Origin of the sequence: Microbacterium paludicola, assembly GCF_039529675.1 — a bacterium.
Classification (GTDB): Bacteria; Actinomycetota; Actinomycetes; order Actinomycetales; family Microbacteriaceae; genus Microbacterium; species Microbacterium paludicola.
In genome coordinates, this window is sequence record NZ_BAAANG010000031.1 from 11,873 (window position 1) to 27,432 (window position 15,560).

The window sequence follows — 15,560 nt, forward strand, 5'->3', positions numbered from 1 at the left end:
GAGCAGGGCACCGCAGGCCGTGGGCACCTCACCCCCTGGCGCGGGCACCGCGATCACAACGTCGACGGCCGGCGCCGGCTCATCCGGACCGAGCAGAGCCACCCGCACCGGGGCGTCGCCCGTCGGAGCCCAGTGAGGAAGCGACTCGGCCCACGCCCGCTCCCCCTCGGGCGCGGCCACCAGCGCGAGCTCGCCGACGGGCCTCGCGAGGCACAGCTGCAGCACAAGCGCCCGGGCCACCGCCCGCGCGGCGACGGGGTCGCCGAGCACCGCGACTCCCGCGCGCAGCGGCACGGTCAGCGGTGCGTCCTCCAGCGCCGCGGCATGGGCGCGCAGCGCCCGTCCCTCGTCGTCCTCGCCTCCCGTGACCCGGACGGCGCTCGGCACCCGCCCGCGGCCGACCACCAGCTCGTCGGCGCCGCTGCGCCACTGCCGCCGCACGTCGGCGACCAGCGCGGCGGCGTCCGGCCGCTCACGCCACCGGGTGGCGCGCTCCGCCTCGTGCCGACGGTCGATCTGCTCGCGCGCGTGGAGCAGGGCCTCCGCGCGTTCGCGCTGATCCTCCCGCCGTCGCCGGCGGCCGCCGCGCGCGCCGTCGACGAGGGAGGCGACGGCCATCAGCGGGCCGAGGGCGGCGAAGCACAGGGCGATGAGCGATCCGGTGACCGCCCAGATCGCCACCGCGGCGCTCACCGGGATGATCGACGCGACGATGGGGAACGGCCCGCGCCGGGGTGGGGGCTGCGGTGTGGGAAGCGTGATGGGCTCGTCGAGCAGCGTGCGCATTCCCCGAGTCCAGCGCACGGCAGGACCCGGCGGACGCCCGAACCGGGCGTCCCGGCACTACTCGCGCGCGGCGTCCCCTGTGGACGAGTCTTCGGCCGGCTCCTCGTCGTCGACGATCGGCTCCTCGGCCGTCACGGGGGCAGCGTCCCGGCTCGCCGGTGCCGCATCGGCGGCGTCATCCTGCGGCCCCTGGCCGGGAACCGCCACGTTCAGCACAACGATCGTGATGTTGTCGCGGCCGCCGTTCTCCAGCGCTGCCTCGAGCATCGCCTCGACCGCGTCCTGCGGGTCGTCGTGCAGGCGCAGGAAGTGAAGGATGCCGTAGTCGGTGAGCTCCTTGGTGAGACCGTCGGAGCAGATCACGAACCGGTCGCCGTCGCGCACATCCAGGCGCACGTAGTCGGGCACCGCGCCCTCGCTGGGCCCGACGGCGCGCGTGATCACGTTGCCGTAGGGGTGATTCTCGGCCTCCTCGGGGCTCAGCCGACCCGCGGCCACGAGCTCCTGCACGAGCGAGTGGTCGGTCGTGACCTGCGCGAGGGCGTCGTCGCGCTGGATGTACACCCGCGAGTCGCCGATGTTCAGCGCGACCCAGGTCGCATCCTCTTCCGTGATGTCGAGGTAGACGCCGGTCACCGTCGTGCCGGTGCCCTCGTCGGTCGTCTCGGGGTGCTCGCCGATGTCGCGGACGGCCTTGATCAGCGCCTTCTCGATCGCCTCCGGCGACACCGGGCCCTTGCCGACCATCCGCTGCAGGCGGTCGATGGTGCTCGCGCTGGCGATCTCGCCGCCGATGTGTCCGCCCATGCCGTCGGCGACGACGAACAGCGGGTAGGCGGTCAGCAGCGCGTCCTGGTTGATGTCGCGCTTGCGTCCGCGGTGCGTCACTCCCGCCCAGGTGAGGATCGCGTCGAGACCTGTGGGCAGGGCCACAGTCTGCGACTGCGTCTTCGTGGGGGCATCGGACACGGGCGGGACCTCCGGATCGGGGGAAGCGACGGGTACGCGAACGGCTCGGGCGGGTTGCGTCGCAGGCACTCACATCCTAGCCGGAGGGCCCGTCATCGCCGGGCCACGGCACCCGTGCCCTCGGCGGTCAGATCGCCGGGCGCTCGGGGCCCGGGAAGAACTCGTCGATGCGCGCGAGCTCGTCCTCCGTCGGGCGCCACGCGCCACCCGCGGCGGCGTTCGACGCCACCTGCTCGGGTGACGTCGCCCCGGCGATCACGCTCGCTACTCCCGGCTGGGCGAGCAGCCATCCGAAGGTGGCCTCGAGCATGGTGATGCCGCGCTCGTCACAGAACGCGCGGTAGGCGTCCAGCTCGTCCCACGGCGCCGTCTCCCACAGGTGCGAGCGCTGCGACATGATCCGACTCTCCGCGGGCCCGCCCTCGCGGGTGAACTTGCCGGTGAGCAGCCCGTTGTAGAGCGGGAAGTAGGGGAAGAACCCGAGCCCGAAGCGGCGCACCGCCGGCAGCACCTCGCGCTCGGCGTCGCGACGCAGCAGCGAGTACTCGTTCTGGGAGGACACGAAGCCGGACCGCATCCGGCCGCGCGCGGTCAGGTGCGCCTCGGCGATCTGCCACCCCGTCAGGTTCGAATGCCCGTAGTAGCGGATCTTCCCCTCGCGCACGAGGTCGTCGAGCGCGTCGATCGTCTCCTCGATCGGGGTCTCCGGATCCGGGGTGTGCAGCTGGTAGAGGTCGATCCAGTCGGTCTGCAGGCGGGTGAGCGACTCCTCCACCGCGCGCCGGATGTATCCGCGGGATCCCTTTGCGCCGGCGGGGCCGTATCCGAAGTCGATCGCGTGGTGCCCGAACTTGGTGGCGAGCACAACCCGGTCGCGACGCCCGGAGAGGGCCTCGCCCATCAGGGTCTCGCTGCGTCCCTGGCCGCCGTACATGTCGGCGGTGTCGAGGAACACAACGCCCTGCTCGATCGCCGCATCCAGCACCGCCCGCGTTCCGTCGAGCGTCTCGGTCTTCGTCCCCGGCCTTCCGAAGTTGTTGCAGCCGAGGCCGACCTCCGACACCAGCAGACCCGACTCTCCGACCCGACGCATCGCGACACTCATGCCCCCACGCTACGCCGAACGCCCCCGCCTCGACGGATCGAGACGGGGGCGTGTGCGCGTGAGGTCTACTTCACCCAGTCGGGCGCGAGGTAGAACTTGCCCTCCTGGCCGGCCTGCAGCTGCGGCGGCACGTTCACCGCGTGGATGATGCCGATGATCAGCTGGGCGATCGGGAGCAGGAAGTACAGGATCGACGCGAAGCCGAACGTCACGACCGTGAGGACACCGACCGCCGCGTAGGCGATGACGACGATCAGCTGGTAGTTGAGGTTCTTCGCGTTCGCCCGCTGGTAGTTCGGGGCGACCTTGTCCTTCTCCATGAAGTAGAAGATCAGCGCCGGCACCCAGCTGAAGAAGACCGACAGCCACAGGTTCAGCGTGATGTTGCTCTGCACCTGCTGGCCGTAGCCGTAGGCGGGAGCGCCGTACGGCTGGCCCGCGGGTTGACCGTAACCGGGCTGCGGATAACCGGGCTGGCCGGCGGGCTGGCCGTAGCCGGGGGCGCCGTAGGGCTGCTGGCCCGGGGCGGGCTGTCCCCAGGGCTGCTCGGTGGACGGCTGGCCGGCGGGAGGCTGCTGGCCGTAGGGCTGGTCCGCGGACGGTGCGGCCGCAGCGGGCTCGCCGCCGAAGGAGGGCTGCTCGGGTGCAGCCGGGGTCGCGGGCTCGGCCGGCGGCTCGGGGGCCGACGGCGGGACGGGCGGGGTGCCGGGCACGTCCGGCGTGTTCGGGTCGGCGGGGCCGGTCGAGTCGTTCGACATGAGATGTCCTTCCTCGTCGAGGATCGGCCGAAGCTCGGAATCCTCTGTGTGCCCTCACTCTCCCACACAGCGAGGCTCCCGAGCGAGAGGCGGAGGCCTCACACCACGAGATTCACGCGGGCTTCGCCATCGATCACGAGCGCCTGCCCGTGCGCGTGTCCCCAGTCGACGACCGCCTCCAGCGTCGCATCCCGGGGAGGCGGATCCAGCGCGAGCGCGCGCACGAACTCGCCCTTCGCCTTCTTGTTGAAGTGGTTGAGCGCACGCTGGTGGCCGTCGGCGCCGCGGGTGACGACGTGCACGTACGCCGACGTGATGCCTGACGGCAGCGGCGCGAGGGCGACATACGCCTGCGAGCGCAGGTCGAGCACAAGCTCGGAGCGCACCGCCGGATCGTCCGCGAGCGCGGCGCTCGTCGCATCCGCCCAGTGGCGCCGCAGCGGCGGCACCCCGGGAAGGGCGGTGCCGGCGGCGAGGCGGTATGACGGGATCGGATCGGCCGCGCCGATCGGACCCAGCGGCGCGGTCTGGATGAGCGCGTGCTCGGCGAGCCATCCCCGTGCCTGCGTGGGCAGTGTCTCCGCGGCGAGGGCGTCGAACAGGACGCCTGTGTAGCGATCCATCGCCGGCATCGTCGCGGCCTGGCGGATCGCCGCGTTCGCCCGGATCTCGGGGCGCTGCCGCTCGCTCAGCTTCAGCACCCGCATCGCGGCCGCCTCATCGCCCGACAGCGCGACGAGCGCGTCCAGCAGGGCCTCGCGCTGCGGCCGCAGCCCGGGAAGACGCAGCGCCCCCAGATCGAGCGGTGCGCCATCGCCGCCGGGGTGCTTCGTCTCGGACGGAGGCAGGAGCAGCTGCACGGAGGGCCTTTCGGGACGTGAGGGAATGCAAAAGGAGCGGGGCGCCGGATCCGTGGATCCGCCGCCCCGCTCCGAGAGACGTCAGGAGACGAGCGTCGCGTGGCCGGCGACGATGGTGAGCGTCTGGCCCTCCATCGAGACGAAGCCGTCACGGGCGTCGGCGATGACCTTGGTGCCGGAGGGCTCTGTGATGCGCACCTGACCCTCGGCCGCGAGGATGGCCAGCACGGGCTCGTGCCCCTGCATAAAGCCGATCTCACCCTCGGTGGTCTTGGCGACCACGAGGCTCGCCTCGCCCGTCCAGACCTCCTCCTCGGCGGAGACCAGGGTGACCTGCAGACCCATGGTCAGCTGTTCTCCTTCTGGATCTGCGCCCACTTGGCCTCGACGTCGCCGATGCCGCCGACGTTGAAGAACGCCTGCTCGGCGACGTGGTCGAACTCGCCCTTGACGATCGCGTCGAACGACTCGATGGTCTCCTTGATCGGCACGGTCGAGCCCTCGACACCGGTGAACTTCTTCGCCATGTAGGTGTTCTGCGAGAGGAACTGCTGGATGCGGCGCGCGCGGGCGACGACGATCTTGTCCTCTTCCGAGAGCTCGTCGACACCGAGGATCGCGATGATCTCCTGCAGCTCCTTGTTCTTCTGCAGGATCTGCTTCACGGCGGTGGCCACGCGGTAGTGGTCCTCACCGATGTAGCGCGGGTCCAGGATGCGGCTGGTCGAGGTCAGCGGGTCGACGGCCGGGTACAGACCCTTCGACGCGATCTCACGCGAGAGCTCGGTCGTGGCGTCGAGGTGCGCGAACGTGGTCGCCGGGGCCGGGTCGGTGTAGTCATCGGCCGGGACGTAGATCGCCTGCAGCGAGGTGATCGAGTGACCGCGCGTCGAGGTGATGCGCTCCTGGAGCACACCCATCTCGTCGGCGAGGTTCGGCTGGTAACCCACGGCCGAGGGCATGCGGCCCAGCAGCGTCGACACCTCGGAGCCCGCCTGCGTGAAGCGGAAGATGTTGTCGATGAAGAGCAGCACGTCCTGCTTCTGCACGTCGCGGAAGTACTCCGCCATCGTCAGGGCCGACAGGGCGACGCGAAGACGCGTCCCCGGCGGCTCGTCCATCTGACCGAAGACGAGGGCGGTCTTGTCGAAGACGCCCGCCTCCTCCATCTCGTGGATGAGGTCGTTGCCCTCACGGGTGCGCTCGCCGACACCGGCGAACACCGACACACCACCGTGGTCCTGCGCGACGCGCTGGATCATCTCCTGGATGAGGACGGTCTTGCCGACGCCCGCACCACCGAACAGGCCGATCTTTCCACCCAGCACGTACGGGGTGAGCAGGTCGATGACCTTGATGCCCGTCTCGAACATCTGGGTCTTCGACTCGAGCTGGTCGAAGTTCGGCGCCTTGCGGTGGATCGGCCAGCGCTCGGTGACCTCGATGGTCTCGCCCTCGGCGAGGTTGAGGACGTCGCCGGTGACGTTGAACACCTTGCCCTTGGTCACGTCGCCGACCGGAACCGAGATCGGCTCGCCGGTGTCGCGGACCTCCTGGCCGCGGACCATGCCGTCCGTCGGCTTCAGGGAGATGGCGCGCACCATGTCGTCGCCGAGGTGCTGGGCGACCTCGAGCGTGATCTCGGTCGACTCCCCGCCCATGACGATGGTCGTCTTGAGCGCGTTGTAGACCTCGGGGATCGCGTCGTGCGGGAACTCGATGTCGACGACGGGACCCGTGACCCGGGCGACCCGTCCGACGACCGCGGTCTCAGTGACAGTCATTTCGTCTCTCTCTTTTTCAGGACGTCTTTCAGGACGCCAGTGCGTCGGCGCCGCCGACGATCTCGGCGATCTGCTGCGTGATCTCGGCCTGACGCGCGTTGTTGCGCAGGCGGGTGTAGTCGGTGATGAGCTTGTCGGCGTTGTCGCTGGCCGACTTCATCGCCTTCTGCGTCGCTGCCTGCTTGGCGGCGGCCGACTGCAGCAGCGCGTTGAAGATGCGGCTCTGGATGTAGACCGGCAGCAGCTTGTCGAGCACCTCGGTGGCGTCGGGCTCGAACTCGTACAGCGGGTAGACCTCGCTGCTCGTGCTCTCCTCCGCGACTCCCTCGACGACCTCGAGCGGCAGCAGGCGCACCTGCACCGCCTCCTGGGTCATCATGCTGACGAAGCGGTTGTACACGACGTGGATCTCGTCCACGCCGCCGTCGGCGTGCTCGTTCTCGTACGCCTCGAGCAGCGCCAGCGACATCTCCTCGGCGGTCGAGAAGCTCGGCACATCCGCGTCACCCGTCCACTCCCCCGCCGTGGCGATGCCACGGAACTGGAAGTAGCCGACCGCCTTGCGGCCGAACAGGTAGAACACGACTTCCTTGCCCTGCGAGCGAAGCAGCTCGGCGAGCTCCATGCCCTCGCGGATGACCTGCGAGTTGAACGCACCCGCCAGTCCCCGGTCAGAGCTGAGGATCAGGATCGCCGAACGCTTCACCGTCTCGGCCTCCCGCGTGAGCGGGTGGTCGATGTCGGTGTGCGTGGCGACCGCCGAGACCGCCCGCGTCACCGCGCGGGAGAAGGGCTCCGACGCGCGCACGCGCGTCATCGCCTTCTGGATGCGCGAAGCCGCGATGAGCTCCATCGCCTTCGTGATCTTCTTGGTCGTCTGAGCAGAAGAGATCTTCTGCTTGTACTCCCTGAGCTTTGCTCCCATGATGCGTCTTCCCCGGCGGGCTTACGCCCGGCGGCCCTTGACGATCTTCTCCTGGTCGACATCCGCGACCGCCGCGAACTCCTCGTGACCGGGCGCAGTGAGGTGCTGGCCCTTGCCACCCTGGAACTCGAGCAGGAAGGCGTCGATCGCCTTCTCCATCTCGGCGACCGTGTCGTCCTCGAGCTTGCCCGAGTCGCGGAGGGTGTCGAGGACGGTCGTGTTGCGACGCAGGTGGTCGAGCAGCTCGGCCTCGAAGCGCAGCACGTCCTCGACCTCGATCGTGTCGAGCTTGCCGTTGGTGCCGGCCCAGATCGAGACGACCTGCTCCTCGGCCGGGTACGGCGAGTACTGCGGCTGCTTGAGCAGCTCAGTCAGGCGCGCACCGCGGGCGAGCTGACGACGCGAGGCCGCGTCGAGGTCGGACGCGAACATCGCGAACGCCTGCAGCGAGCGGTACTGGGCGAGCTCGAGCTTGAGCGTGCCGGAGACCTTCTTGATGTGCTTCAGCTGCGCGTCGCCACCGACTCGCGAGACCGAGATACCCACGTCGACCGCGGGACGCTGGTTCGCGTTGAACAGGTCGGACTGCAGGAAGATCTGGCCGTCGGTGATCGAGATCACGTTGGTCGGGATGTACGCCGACACGTCGTTCGCCTTGGTCTCGATGATCGGCAGACCCGTCATCGAACCGGCGCCGAGCTCGTCGGACAGCTTCGCGCAGCGCTCGAGCAGACGCGAGTGCAGGTAGAAGACGTCACCGGGGTACGCCTCGCGGCCCGGCGGGCGACGCAGCAGCAGCGATACGGCGCGGTAGGCCTCGGCCTGCTTCGACAGGTCATCGAACACGATGAGGACGTGCTTGCCGTCGTACATCCAGTGCTGGCCGATGGCCGAACCCGTGTAGGGCGCGAGGTACTTGAAGCCGGCGGGGTCGGACGCGGGGGCCGCGACGATGGTGGTGTACTCCATCGCGCCGGCCTCCTCGAGGGCGCCCTTCACCGAGGCGATGGTCGAGCCCTTCTGACCGATGGCGACGTAGATGCAGCGCACCTGCTTCGTCGGGTCGCCCGACTCCCAGTTCGACTTCTGGTTGATGATCGTGTCGATCGCGATCGCGGTCTTGCCGGTCTGGCGGTCGCCGATGATCAGCTGACGCTGGCCGCGGCCGACCGGGATCATGGCGTCGATCGCCTTGATGCCCGTCTGCATCGGCTCGTGGACCGACTTGCGGGCCATAACGCCGGGAGCCTGGAGCTCGAGGGCGCGGCGGCCCTCGATGCCCGTGATCTCGCCGAGGCCGTCGATCGGGTTGCCGAGCGGGTCGACGACGCGGCCGAGGTAGCCCTCGCCGACGGGGACCGAGAGAACCTCGCCCGTGCGGGTGACCTGCTGGCCCTCTTCGATGCCGGCGAACTCGCCGAGCACGACGACGCCGATCTCGTCCTGGTCGAGGTTCTGGGCGAGGCCCAGAACGCCGTTGCCGAAGCGGACGAGCTCGTTGGCCATGACGCCAGGCAGGCCCTCGACGTGGGCGATGCCGTCTGCCGCGTCGATGACGGTGCCGACCTCGGTCGCCGCGTCGCCGGTGGGCTCGTAGGCGGCGACGAAGTCCTTCAGCGCGTCACGGATGACGTCGGGGCTGATCGTGATGTCTGCCATTGTCTTCCTCTGTCTTTGATGGAGATCGTGTTGTGGGATCCGCGATCCCCAAGTGAGTCCGCCCTGCGGCGGGAAAGTATCGGGTCAGCCGGCGAGCTTCTGGCGCACGTTCGCGAGGCGCGAGGCGATGCTGCCGTCGATGACGTCATCCGCGATCTGCACGCGCACCCCGCCGACGACCGAGGGGTCGACGACCTGGCTGATCGTGATCTCGCCGCCGTAGCTGCGCGAGAGCGCGGTGGCCAGACGCTCGGTCTGGGCCGCGGACAGCGGCGCCGCCGTGGTCACCGTCGCGACCGTTCGGCCGCGCTGGGCCGCGACGATCCGGATCGCACGGGCGAGGATGCCGCGCACGCGACGCCCGCGAGGCGACTGCACGAGCGACGACACCACGAGCGAGGTGGCCTCGCTCGTGCGACCGCCGAGCAGCGTCTGCATGAGAGCGCCCTTCGCGGATCCGTCGCCGAGGCGACTGCCGAGCGCGAGCTCGAGCTCGGAGTTCTCCGCGACGATGCGGGAGACCCGGAACAGCTCGCCCTCGAGGTCGCCCTGGTCGGCCTTGGCGGCCGCCCGGATGGCGAGCTCCTCGATGCCGTCGACCAGCTCGCCCTGCGACGACCACCGCTCGGCGATGGCCGTCGTCAGGAGCGACTGCGTGGTCTGCGACAGGCTGCCGAAGACGCGGGTGACGAGCGCACGGCGCGTCTCGGGCGCGGCAGACGGATCGGCCAGCGCGCCGCTCAGCGCGTGCGAGCCGGCGACGGCACGGGCGGCGGCGAAGAGCTCGCGAGCCGTGTCGAGGTCGACCGTCGCCGCGCCGAGCGCGGAGACGCTCGTCGCGAGCGCCTGAGTGGTCGCGCTGCCCATCAGTTCTTCGCCTTCTCGGAGGCCTCGAGGTCGGCCAGGAAGCGGTCGACGACAGCCGCCGCCTTCTGGTCGTCGCTGAGGGTCTCGCCGATGACGTTGCCCGCGAGGTCGATCGCGAGCGTGCCGACCTCGCTGCGCAGCGTGACGAGCGCGGACTGGCGCTCGGCCTCGATCTGCGTGTGCGCGGTCGCGGTGATGCGCTCGGCCTCGGTGGCGGCGTTGGCCTTCGCCTCGGCCACGATGCGCTTGCCGTCCTCGCGGGCGGCCTCGCGGATGTCACCGGCCTCCTTGCGGGCGTCGGCGAGCTGCTTCGTGTACTCCTCGAGCGCAGCCTCGGCCTGGCGCTGGGCCTCGTCGGCCTTCGCGATGTTGCCCTCGATGGCGGCGGAGCGCTCGTCGAGCATCGCGGTCAGGCGCGGCAGGGCGACCTTCCACACCACGAACAGGATGACGAGGAAGCAAACCGCCGACCAGATGATGTCGTACGCCGCCGGCACCAGCGGATTCGGAGTCTCGTGAGACTCCTCCGCGGCAAGCGTGACAAGAGCGTTCAGCATCCTGTCTCCTTACGTGTCAGCAGTGAATTACTGGATGGGGGCGTAGCCGAAGATGAAGCCGGTCGCGATGCCGATGAACGCGAGGGCCTCGGTGAAGGCGATACCGATCCACATGAGGACCTGCAGACGACCGGCGAGCTCGGGCTGGCGTGCAACCGACTCGATGGTCTTGCCGACGACGATGCCCACGCCGATGGCCGGGCCGATGGCGGCGAGACCGTAGCCGACCGTCGCGATCGAGCCGTACACGTTGGCGAGAACCGTAGTAGCGTCCACGGATTTTTCCTTTCGGTAAGGCGGTGCGCCGTGTGGCGGACCGTCAGTGCTCTTCCGCAACCGCGAGCTGGATGTAGACCGCGGTGAGGATCGTGAAGACGTAGGCCTGGAGGAATGCCACCAGGACCTCGAACAGGGTGAAGGCGAGACCGAAGGCGAGGGTGCCGACGCCCAGGGGCGTCCACCATCCGCCGGCGGTGAAGAAGAAGAAGTGCGTGGCCGAGAAGAACAGCACGAGCATGAGGTGGCCGACGATCATGTTCATCAGCAGTCGCAGCGTCAGCGTCACGGGGCGGATGATGAACGTCGACAGGAACTCGAGCGGCGTGACGATGATGTACAGCGCCGCGGGCACGCCCGCCGGGAACAGCGAGTTCTTGAAGAAGTTGCCGGGGCTCTTCTTGATTCCCGCGTAGATGAACGTGACGTACGAGATCACTGCCAGCAGCAGCGGGACCGCGATGACGCTCGTGCCGGCGATGTTGATGCCGGGGATGATTCCCGTCAGGTTCATGAACAGGATCATGAAGAACATCGTGGTCAGCAGCGGCAGGAACCGGTTGCCGTCCTTGCGGCCCAGGATGTCGTGCGCGATGTTGACGCGGACGAAGTCGAGGCCCATCTCGACGATGCTCTGCAGGCGCCCCGGCACGATGCGCATGTTGCGCGTGCCGACGATCAGCAGGATGACCAGGATGGCGGTCGCGAGCAGCTGCGCGGCGTTGATGCGCGTGAACTCGAAGATCGTCCCCTCGCCGAAGATGGCCGGAGGGAAGAAGTCGGTGATCGACGGCGGGTGGAACCCGCCTTCGGCGTCTTCGGCGGTGGCGACGATCATCGCGGCATGAGTCAACGTGTGGCTCCGGCTTCGTTGCACCGGTGCAGGCACCGGGGAGGGAAGGAAGTCGTCATCTGCCAGGCCCCGGCGTCACCATCGGCTCCGTGGGGCACTCGGCAGGAACCCTGTCAGCCTATCAAAGAATCGCGCGCTTCTACGCCGCGTCGAAACGGCTTCAGCGCGAGGCCGCGTCGCCCTCGTCCGTGCTCGTCTCGCCCGGAAGGGTGACGTCGACGTAGGGCTGGCGCGAGCGGAACATCGCGATCCCGTCGATCGCGAGCGAGGCGAGGACGCTGACCACGAGCGCGACGAAGAAGACGCCCGGGACGATCCACGGCTGGCCGCGCAGCAGCACCAGCGCGACGATGAACAGCACGAGCTTCAGCAGCCAGCCGCCGAGCACAACGCCGAAGAAGATCGGCACATACAGCGGATCGGCGAACCAGCGGTTGGCGACGAGGATGCTCACCGCGGTCAGCAGCATGAACACCGCGGCGATCGCGGCGCCGGCGAAGGCGCTGAGCATGCCGTTCGCGCCGGCGATCGCGAAGCCGATCGCGCCGCCTGCCACCGCGACGACCGCCGTGGCGATGCCGCCCCAGAGAAGGGCGGTGCGCAGCACCGGCGTGCTGGAGATGGGTCCGGGCTCCGGACGGGACATTCAGGCCTCCTGAGTGGCAGGGGTCGGGTCGGTGGGCGCGTGGGGTGGGCGCCGCGTGGGCATCAGGGTGAGCACGAGGCACGCGGCGATGCCGATCACGCCGAAGATCACGCCGAGCCAGTACTCCCCGGGCCAGTTCTCCCGGGTCGCGAGGTACATGATGAGCACGGCGAGCGAGATTACCGCCGTCCACGCGTAGAAGATCAGCACGGCGTCGCGGTCGGAGTGGCCGAGGTCGAGCATCCGGTGATGAAGGTGCTTTCGATCGGGCGAGAAGGGCGACTTGCCCGCGCCCATGCGGCGGATGACGGCGAGCCCGAAGTCGACGAGCGGCAGCAGCACGACCACGATGGGCACGAGGATCGGCAGGAACGCACCGAGCAGCTGCGAGCGGCCGAGGCCGTCGACCGGGTCGAGCACGGACGGCGGGATCTGCCCGGAGGCGGCGATCGCGCTCGTCGCCATGAGCAGCCCCAGCAGCAGCGCACCGGAGTCGCCCATGAACATCTTCGCCGGCCGCCAGTTCAGCGGCAGGAATCCCGCGCACGCGCCGATCATCGCGGCCGCGAGGAACGTCGCGAGGGTCGAGTTCGTCGTCAGGGTGTCGCGGCTCAGGATGTAGGAGTAGACGAAGAAGACGCCGTTCGCGATCAGGCAGACGCCCGCGACGAGCGCATCCAGGCCGTCGATGAAGTTGACCGCGTTCATCACGATGACGATCGAGAACATCGTCAGCGTGATGCTCACCCAGCTGGAGACAAGCGTCATCCCGCCGAAGGGAAGCGTGTAGACCTGCAGCCCGCCGCCGACCGCGATGATCCCCGCCGCGAGGAACTGCGCGCCGAGCTTGATCGTCCAGTCGAGATCCCACAGGTCGTCGGCGACGCCGACCAGGACGATCAGCACCGCGGCGCCGAGAACGGCCCACACGGGGCGCGGATCGACCCAGAAGATCTGGAAGAACGGGTTGGATCCCGACACCAGGATCGCCGCGACGATCCCGAGGAACATCGCCACCCCACCGAGGCGCGGCGTCGGCGTCTTGTGCACGTCGCGCTCGCGGATGCCCGGATAGAGCTTGTACCGCATGCTGAGGCGCCACACCATCCAGGCGAGCGCCGTGGTGAGCGCCGCCGTCAGCAGGATCGTGAAGAGGTACTGCCTCACGCGGGCTCGCCGTCGGGCGTCGCGGTGTCGGCGGTGTTGTGGTCGTGGTGGTCGGCGTCGCCGGCCTCCTGCTCGAGCAGGTCGCCGAGCACCTCGCGCAGGTCGTCGCGCGAGATCGCGCCGTCGCGCAGCACCCGCACGCGCGGCTCGTCGTCACGCGGGCCGACGAGGGCGGTCGCGTCGATGATGGTCGACGCCACCCCGGTGCGGGACGGGCCGTCGTCGAGATAGACCGCGACGCTGTCGCCGAGCATCGCGCGGGCGTCGTCGCCGACCACGGCCGCCGGCTGCCCGGTCAGATTCGCGCTCGAGACCGCGAGCGGGCCGGTCTCGGACAGCAGCTCGAGGGCGATCCGGTGATCCGGCATGCGCACGGCGACGGTGCCCTTCGTCTCCCCCAGATCCCACGACAGCGACGGCTGGGCCGGCAGGACGATCGTCAGTCCGCCGGGCCAGAAGCGCTCGACGAGCCGCTCGACCGGCTCCGGGACCTCCTCGACCAGCGCGCGCATCGCATCGACGCCCGACACCAGGACGGGCGGCGGCTGCTGCCGACCGCGCCCCTTGGCGTCGAGCAGACGCTGCACCGCCTGGGCGCTGAACGCATCCGCCGCGACGCCGTACACCGTGTCGGTGGGCATCACGATGAGGTGGCCGCGGCCGATCGCCTGGCGCGCCTGGCGCATGCCGGTCAGCAGCTGGGCCTCGTCACGGCAGTCGAAGAGGGGGGAGGTTGACATGTCTCCTCAATAGTAGAGAGTCCGGTCGATCACTCGCCCGACGCTTCGCGCCGGGACTCGCGATCGAGGGCTGTCGCTTCGCTCCATCCGAACGCAGGGAGCTCGCCTCGGCGAGATGGTCGGCAGTCGCTGCGCTCCACGCTCGCTGCGCTCGCACGTGGGGTGCGGGTCCGCTTCCCGCTTCGCGGGTAGTGCAGGGAACGTGCGCGATCACTCGCCCGACGCTTCGCGCCGGGACTCGGGATCGCGGGCTGTCGCTGCGCTCCATCCGTCGACGGGCGTCGCGTTCTCCAGATGGTTGGCAGTCGCTTCGCTCCACGCTCGCTTCGCTCGCACGCGGGGTGCACGGGGGCTTAATTCCCCCCCCCGGGGGCTCGCACCCCTCACTGTTCGTTGAGCGAGCGAAGCGAGTCGAAACGTGCCGGACTTCCCGCGGCGACAAGCCGTGCACCGTCCGGGCCGTTTCGACTCGTCGCTTCGCTCCTCGCTCAACGAGCGGGGTTCCGCGGCGAGGGGGTTACGGGCGAATTGCCGTGGTGGTGCGGTCGCGGAGCGTGAGGTCGGGGTGGGTGGCGGCGGCGCGCCATCCTGCCGCCGTCAGGAGGTCGCGGATGGCGCGGCCCTGCAGCTCGCCGTGCTCGATCACGAGCAGGCCGCCGGGGCGGAGCAGGCGCATTCCCACGTGGCTCAGTTCGCGCACGACGTCGAGGCCGTCCGGTCCGCCGTAGAGGGCGGCGTGCGGGTCGTGCAGGCGCACCTCCGGGTCGCGCGGGACGGCGTCATCCGGCACGTAGGGAGGGTTCGAGATCACCACGTCGACCGTGCCGTCCAGCTCGGGGAACGCGACCGCGAGGTCGGCGAAGACAAGCCGCAGGTTGTCGGCGCCGATGCGGCGGGCGTTCTCCTTCGTCCACACGAACGCGTAGGGCGAGTTCTCGGCCGCGTGGATGCGCGCGTGCGGCACCTCGGTCGCCATCGCGAGCGCGATTGCGCCGCTGCCGGTGCCGAGATCCACGCCGATCGGCTCGGGGACCGGGGCCGCGCGGAGGGCGTCGATCGCGAACTGCGCGACCGACTCGGTCTCGGGGCGGGGAACGAAGACCCCCGGCCCCACGGCCAGCTCGAGGTGGCGGAAGTACGCGACGCCCGTGATGTGCTGAAGCGGCTCGCGGGCCGCGCGCCGTGCGACGAGGTCGTCGAAGGCCGCCACCTCGTCCGCCGTGAGCTCGTCGCCGCGGATCACGCCCACCTGGACCTCGCCCCGGCTGAGGCCACGCAGGTGCGCGAGCAGCAGCTCGGCGTCGACCTGCGGATCGGGCACGCCCGCGTCGGCGAGGCGGCCCGCCGCGACCTGGAGCACGTCGCGCAGCGCGCGGGAGCCGTGCAGCTCTCCGGCAGGGTGCAGGGTCGTCACGTCGTCTCCGTCCGGCCGCTCGTTACGGCGCATAGCGAGACAGCCTAATCCGCCCGGGATTCCGCCACCGGGATGCGTCTTTGCCCCGCAGGATGCTCGATCCGGAATACCACGCGACCTCCGGACATCCGCTCATGTTTCGGCATGCGACATCCGCGGTCCGGATCGCGGCCGTGCGCAATACGCTGGTGAAC

16 protein-coding genes and 1 pseudogene are annotated in these 15,560 nt (G+C 69.8%); all 17 read right to left on the reverse strand.

Annotation, left to right across the window (positions count from 1 at the left end; translation table 11 throughout):
* Window positions 1–786 (reverse strand): annotated as a pseudogene (locus ABD161_RS12750) (FtsK/SpoIIIE domain-containing protein); the annotation flags it as partial.
* A gap of 57 nt (window positions 787–843) precedes the next feature.
* Entirely contained in the window at window positions 844–1,755 is a 912-nt protein-coding gene (locus ABD161_RS12755; RefSeq protein ID WP_425560902.1) for a PP2C family protein-serine/threonine phosphatase, read from the reverse strand.
* Between the two features lie 127 nt (window positions 1,756–1,882).
* The gene (locus ABD161_RS12760) at window positions 1,883–2,860 is read right to left on the reverse strand and encodes an aldo/keto reductase (RefSeq protein ID WP_344003532.1); all 978 of its coding nucleotides are present in this window, start codon (window positions 2,858–2,860) and stop codon (window positions 1,883–1,885) included.
* A gap of 65 nt (window positions 2,861–2,925) precedes the next feature.
* Window positions 2,926–3,618 (reverse strand): magnetosome magnetite crystal formation protein family, encoded by a 693-nt coding sequence (locus ABD161_RS12765; protein WP_344003535.1) that lies wholly within the window; start codon window positions 3,616–3,618, stop codon window positions 2,926–2,928.
* Window positions 3,619–3,716: 98 nt separating this feature from the next.
* Window positions 3,717–4,478 (reverse strand): YaaA family protein, encoded by a 762-nt coding sequence (locus ABD161_RS12770; protein ID WP_344003538.1) that lies wholly within the window; start codon window positions 4,476–4,478, stop codon window positions 3,717–3,719.
* A gap of 81 nt (window positions 4,479–4,559) precedes the next feature.
* Entirely contained in the window at window positions 4,560–4,823 is a 264-nt protein-coding gene (locus ABD161_RS12775) for a F0F1 ATP synthase subunit epsilon (protein ID WP_135114792.1), read from the reverse strand.
* A gap of 2 nt (window positions 4,824–4,825) precedes the next feature.
* A complete protein-coding gene (gene atpD, locus ABD161_RS12780) occupies window positions 4,826–6,262 on the reverse strand; it encodes a F0F1 ATP synthase subunit beta (RefSeq protein ID WP_344003542.1) in 1,437 nt (478 codons plus the stop codon).
* A 28-nt stretch (window positions 6,263–6,290) separates the two neighbouring features.
* Window positions 6,291–7,187, reverse strand: coding sequence for a F0F1 ATP synthase subunit gamma (locus ABD161_RS12785; protein ID WP_135114794.1), 897 nt, complete (start codon window positions 7,185–7,187; stop codon window positions 6,291–6,293).
* A gap of 21 nt (window positions 7,188–7,208) precedes the next feature.
* The gene (atpA, locus tag ABD161_RS12790; RefSeq protein WP_344003547.1) at window positions 7,209–8,846 is read right to left on the reverse strand and encodes a F0F1 ATP synthase subunit alpha; all 1,638 of its coding nucleotides are present in this window, start codon (window positions 8,844–8,846) and stop codon (window positions 7,209–7,211) included.
* A gap of 84 nt (window positions 8,847–8,930) precedes the next feature.
* Window positions 8,931–9,713 (reverse strand): F0F1 ATP synthase subunit delta, encoded by a 783-nt coding sequence (locus ABD161_RS12795; RefSeq protein ID WP_344003550.1) that lies wholly within the window; start codon window positions 9,711–9,713, stop codon window positions 8,931–8,933.
* A complete protein-coding gene (locus tag ABD161_RS12800) occupies window positions 9,713–10,270 on the reverse strand; it encodes a F0F1 ATP synthase subunit B (RefSeq protein ID WP_135114797.1) in 558 nt (185 codons plus the stop codon). Before ABD161_RS12800 ends, ABD161_RS12795 begins: the two co-directional genes overlap by 1 nt.
* A 27-nt stretch (window positions 10,271–10,297) precedes the next feature.
* Window positions 10,298–10,546 carry an ATP synthase F0 subunit C gene (gene atpE, locus ABD161_RS12805; RefSeq protein WP_344003555.1) on the reverse strand — a complete coding sequence of 83 codons (249 nt, stop codon included), beginning with the start codon at window positions 10,544–10,546 and terminating at the stop codon, window positions 10,298–10,300.
* A gap of 43 nt (window positions 10,547–10,589) precedes the next feature.
* On the reverse strand, window positions 10,590–11,384 hold the full coding sequence (gene atpB, locus ABD161_RS12810) for a F0F1 ATP synthase subunit A (RefSeq protein WP_344003558.1): 795 nt from the start codon (window positions 11,382–11,384) through the stop codon (window positions 10,590–10,592).
* 175 nt (window positions 11,385–11,559) lie between these two features.
* Window positions 11,560–12,045 carry a Cg1360 family ATP-synthase-associated protein gene (locus ABD161_RS12815; RefSeq protein WP_344003560.1) on the reverse strand — a complete coding sequence of 162 codons (486 nt, stop codon included), beginning with the start codon at window positions 12,043–12,045 and terminating at the stop codon, window positions 11,560–11,562.
* A complete protein-coding gene (locus ABD161_RS12820; RefSeq protein WP_344003563.1) occupies window positions 12,046–13,212 on the reverse strand; it encodes an MraY family glycosyltransferase in 1,167 nt (388 codons plus the stop codon).
* Window positions 13,209–13,952, reverse strand: a complete 744-nt coding sequence (locus tag ABD161_RS12825) for an L-threonylcarbamoyladenylate synthase (protein ID WP_344003565.1) — start codon at window positions 13,950–13,952, stop codon at window positions 13,209–13,211. The genes ABD161_RS12820 and ABD161_RS12825 overlap by 4 nt, the downstream gene beginning before the upstream one ends.
* Before the next feature lie 517 nt (window positions 13,953–14,469).
* On the reverse strand, window positions 14,470–15,339 hold the full coding sequence (gene prmC / locus ABD161_RS12830) for a peptide chain release factor N(5)-glutamine methyltransferase (RefSeq protein ID WP_344003794.1): 870 nt from the start codon (window positions 15,337–15,339) through the stop codon (window positions 14,470–14,472).
* Between the last annotated feature and the right edge of the window lie 221 nt (window positions 15,340–15,560).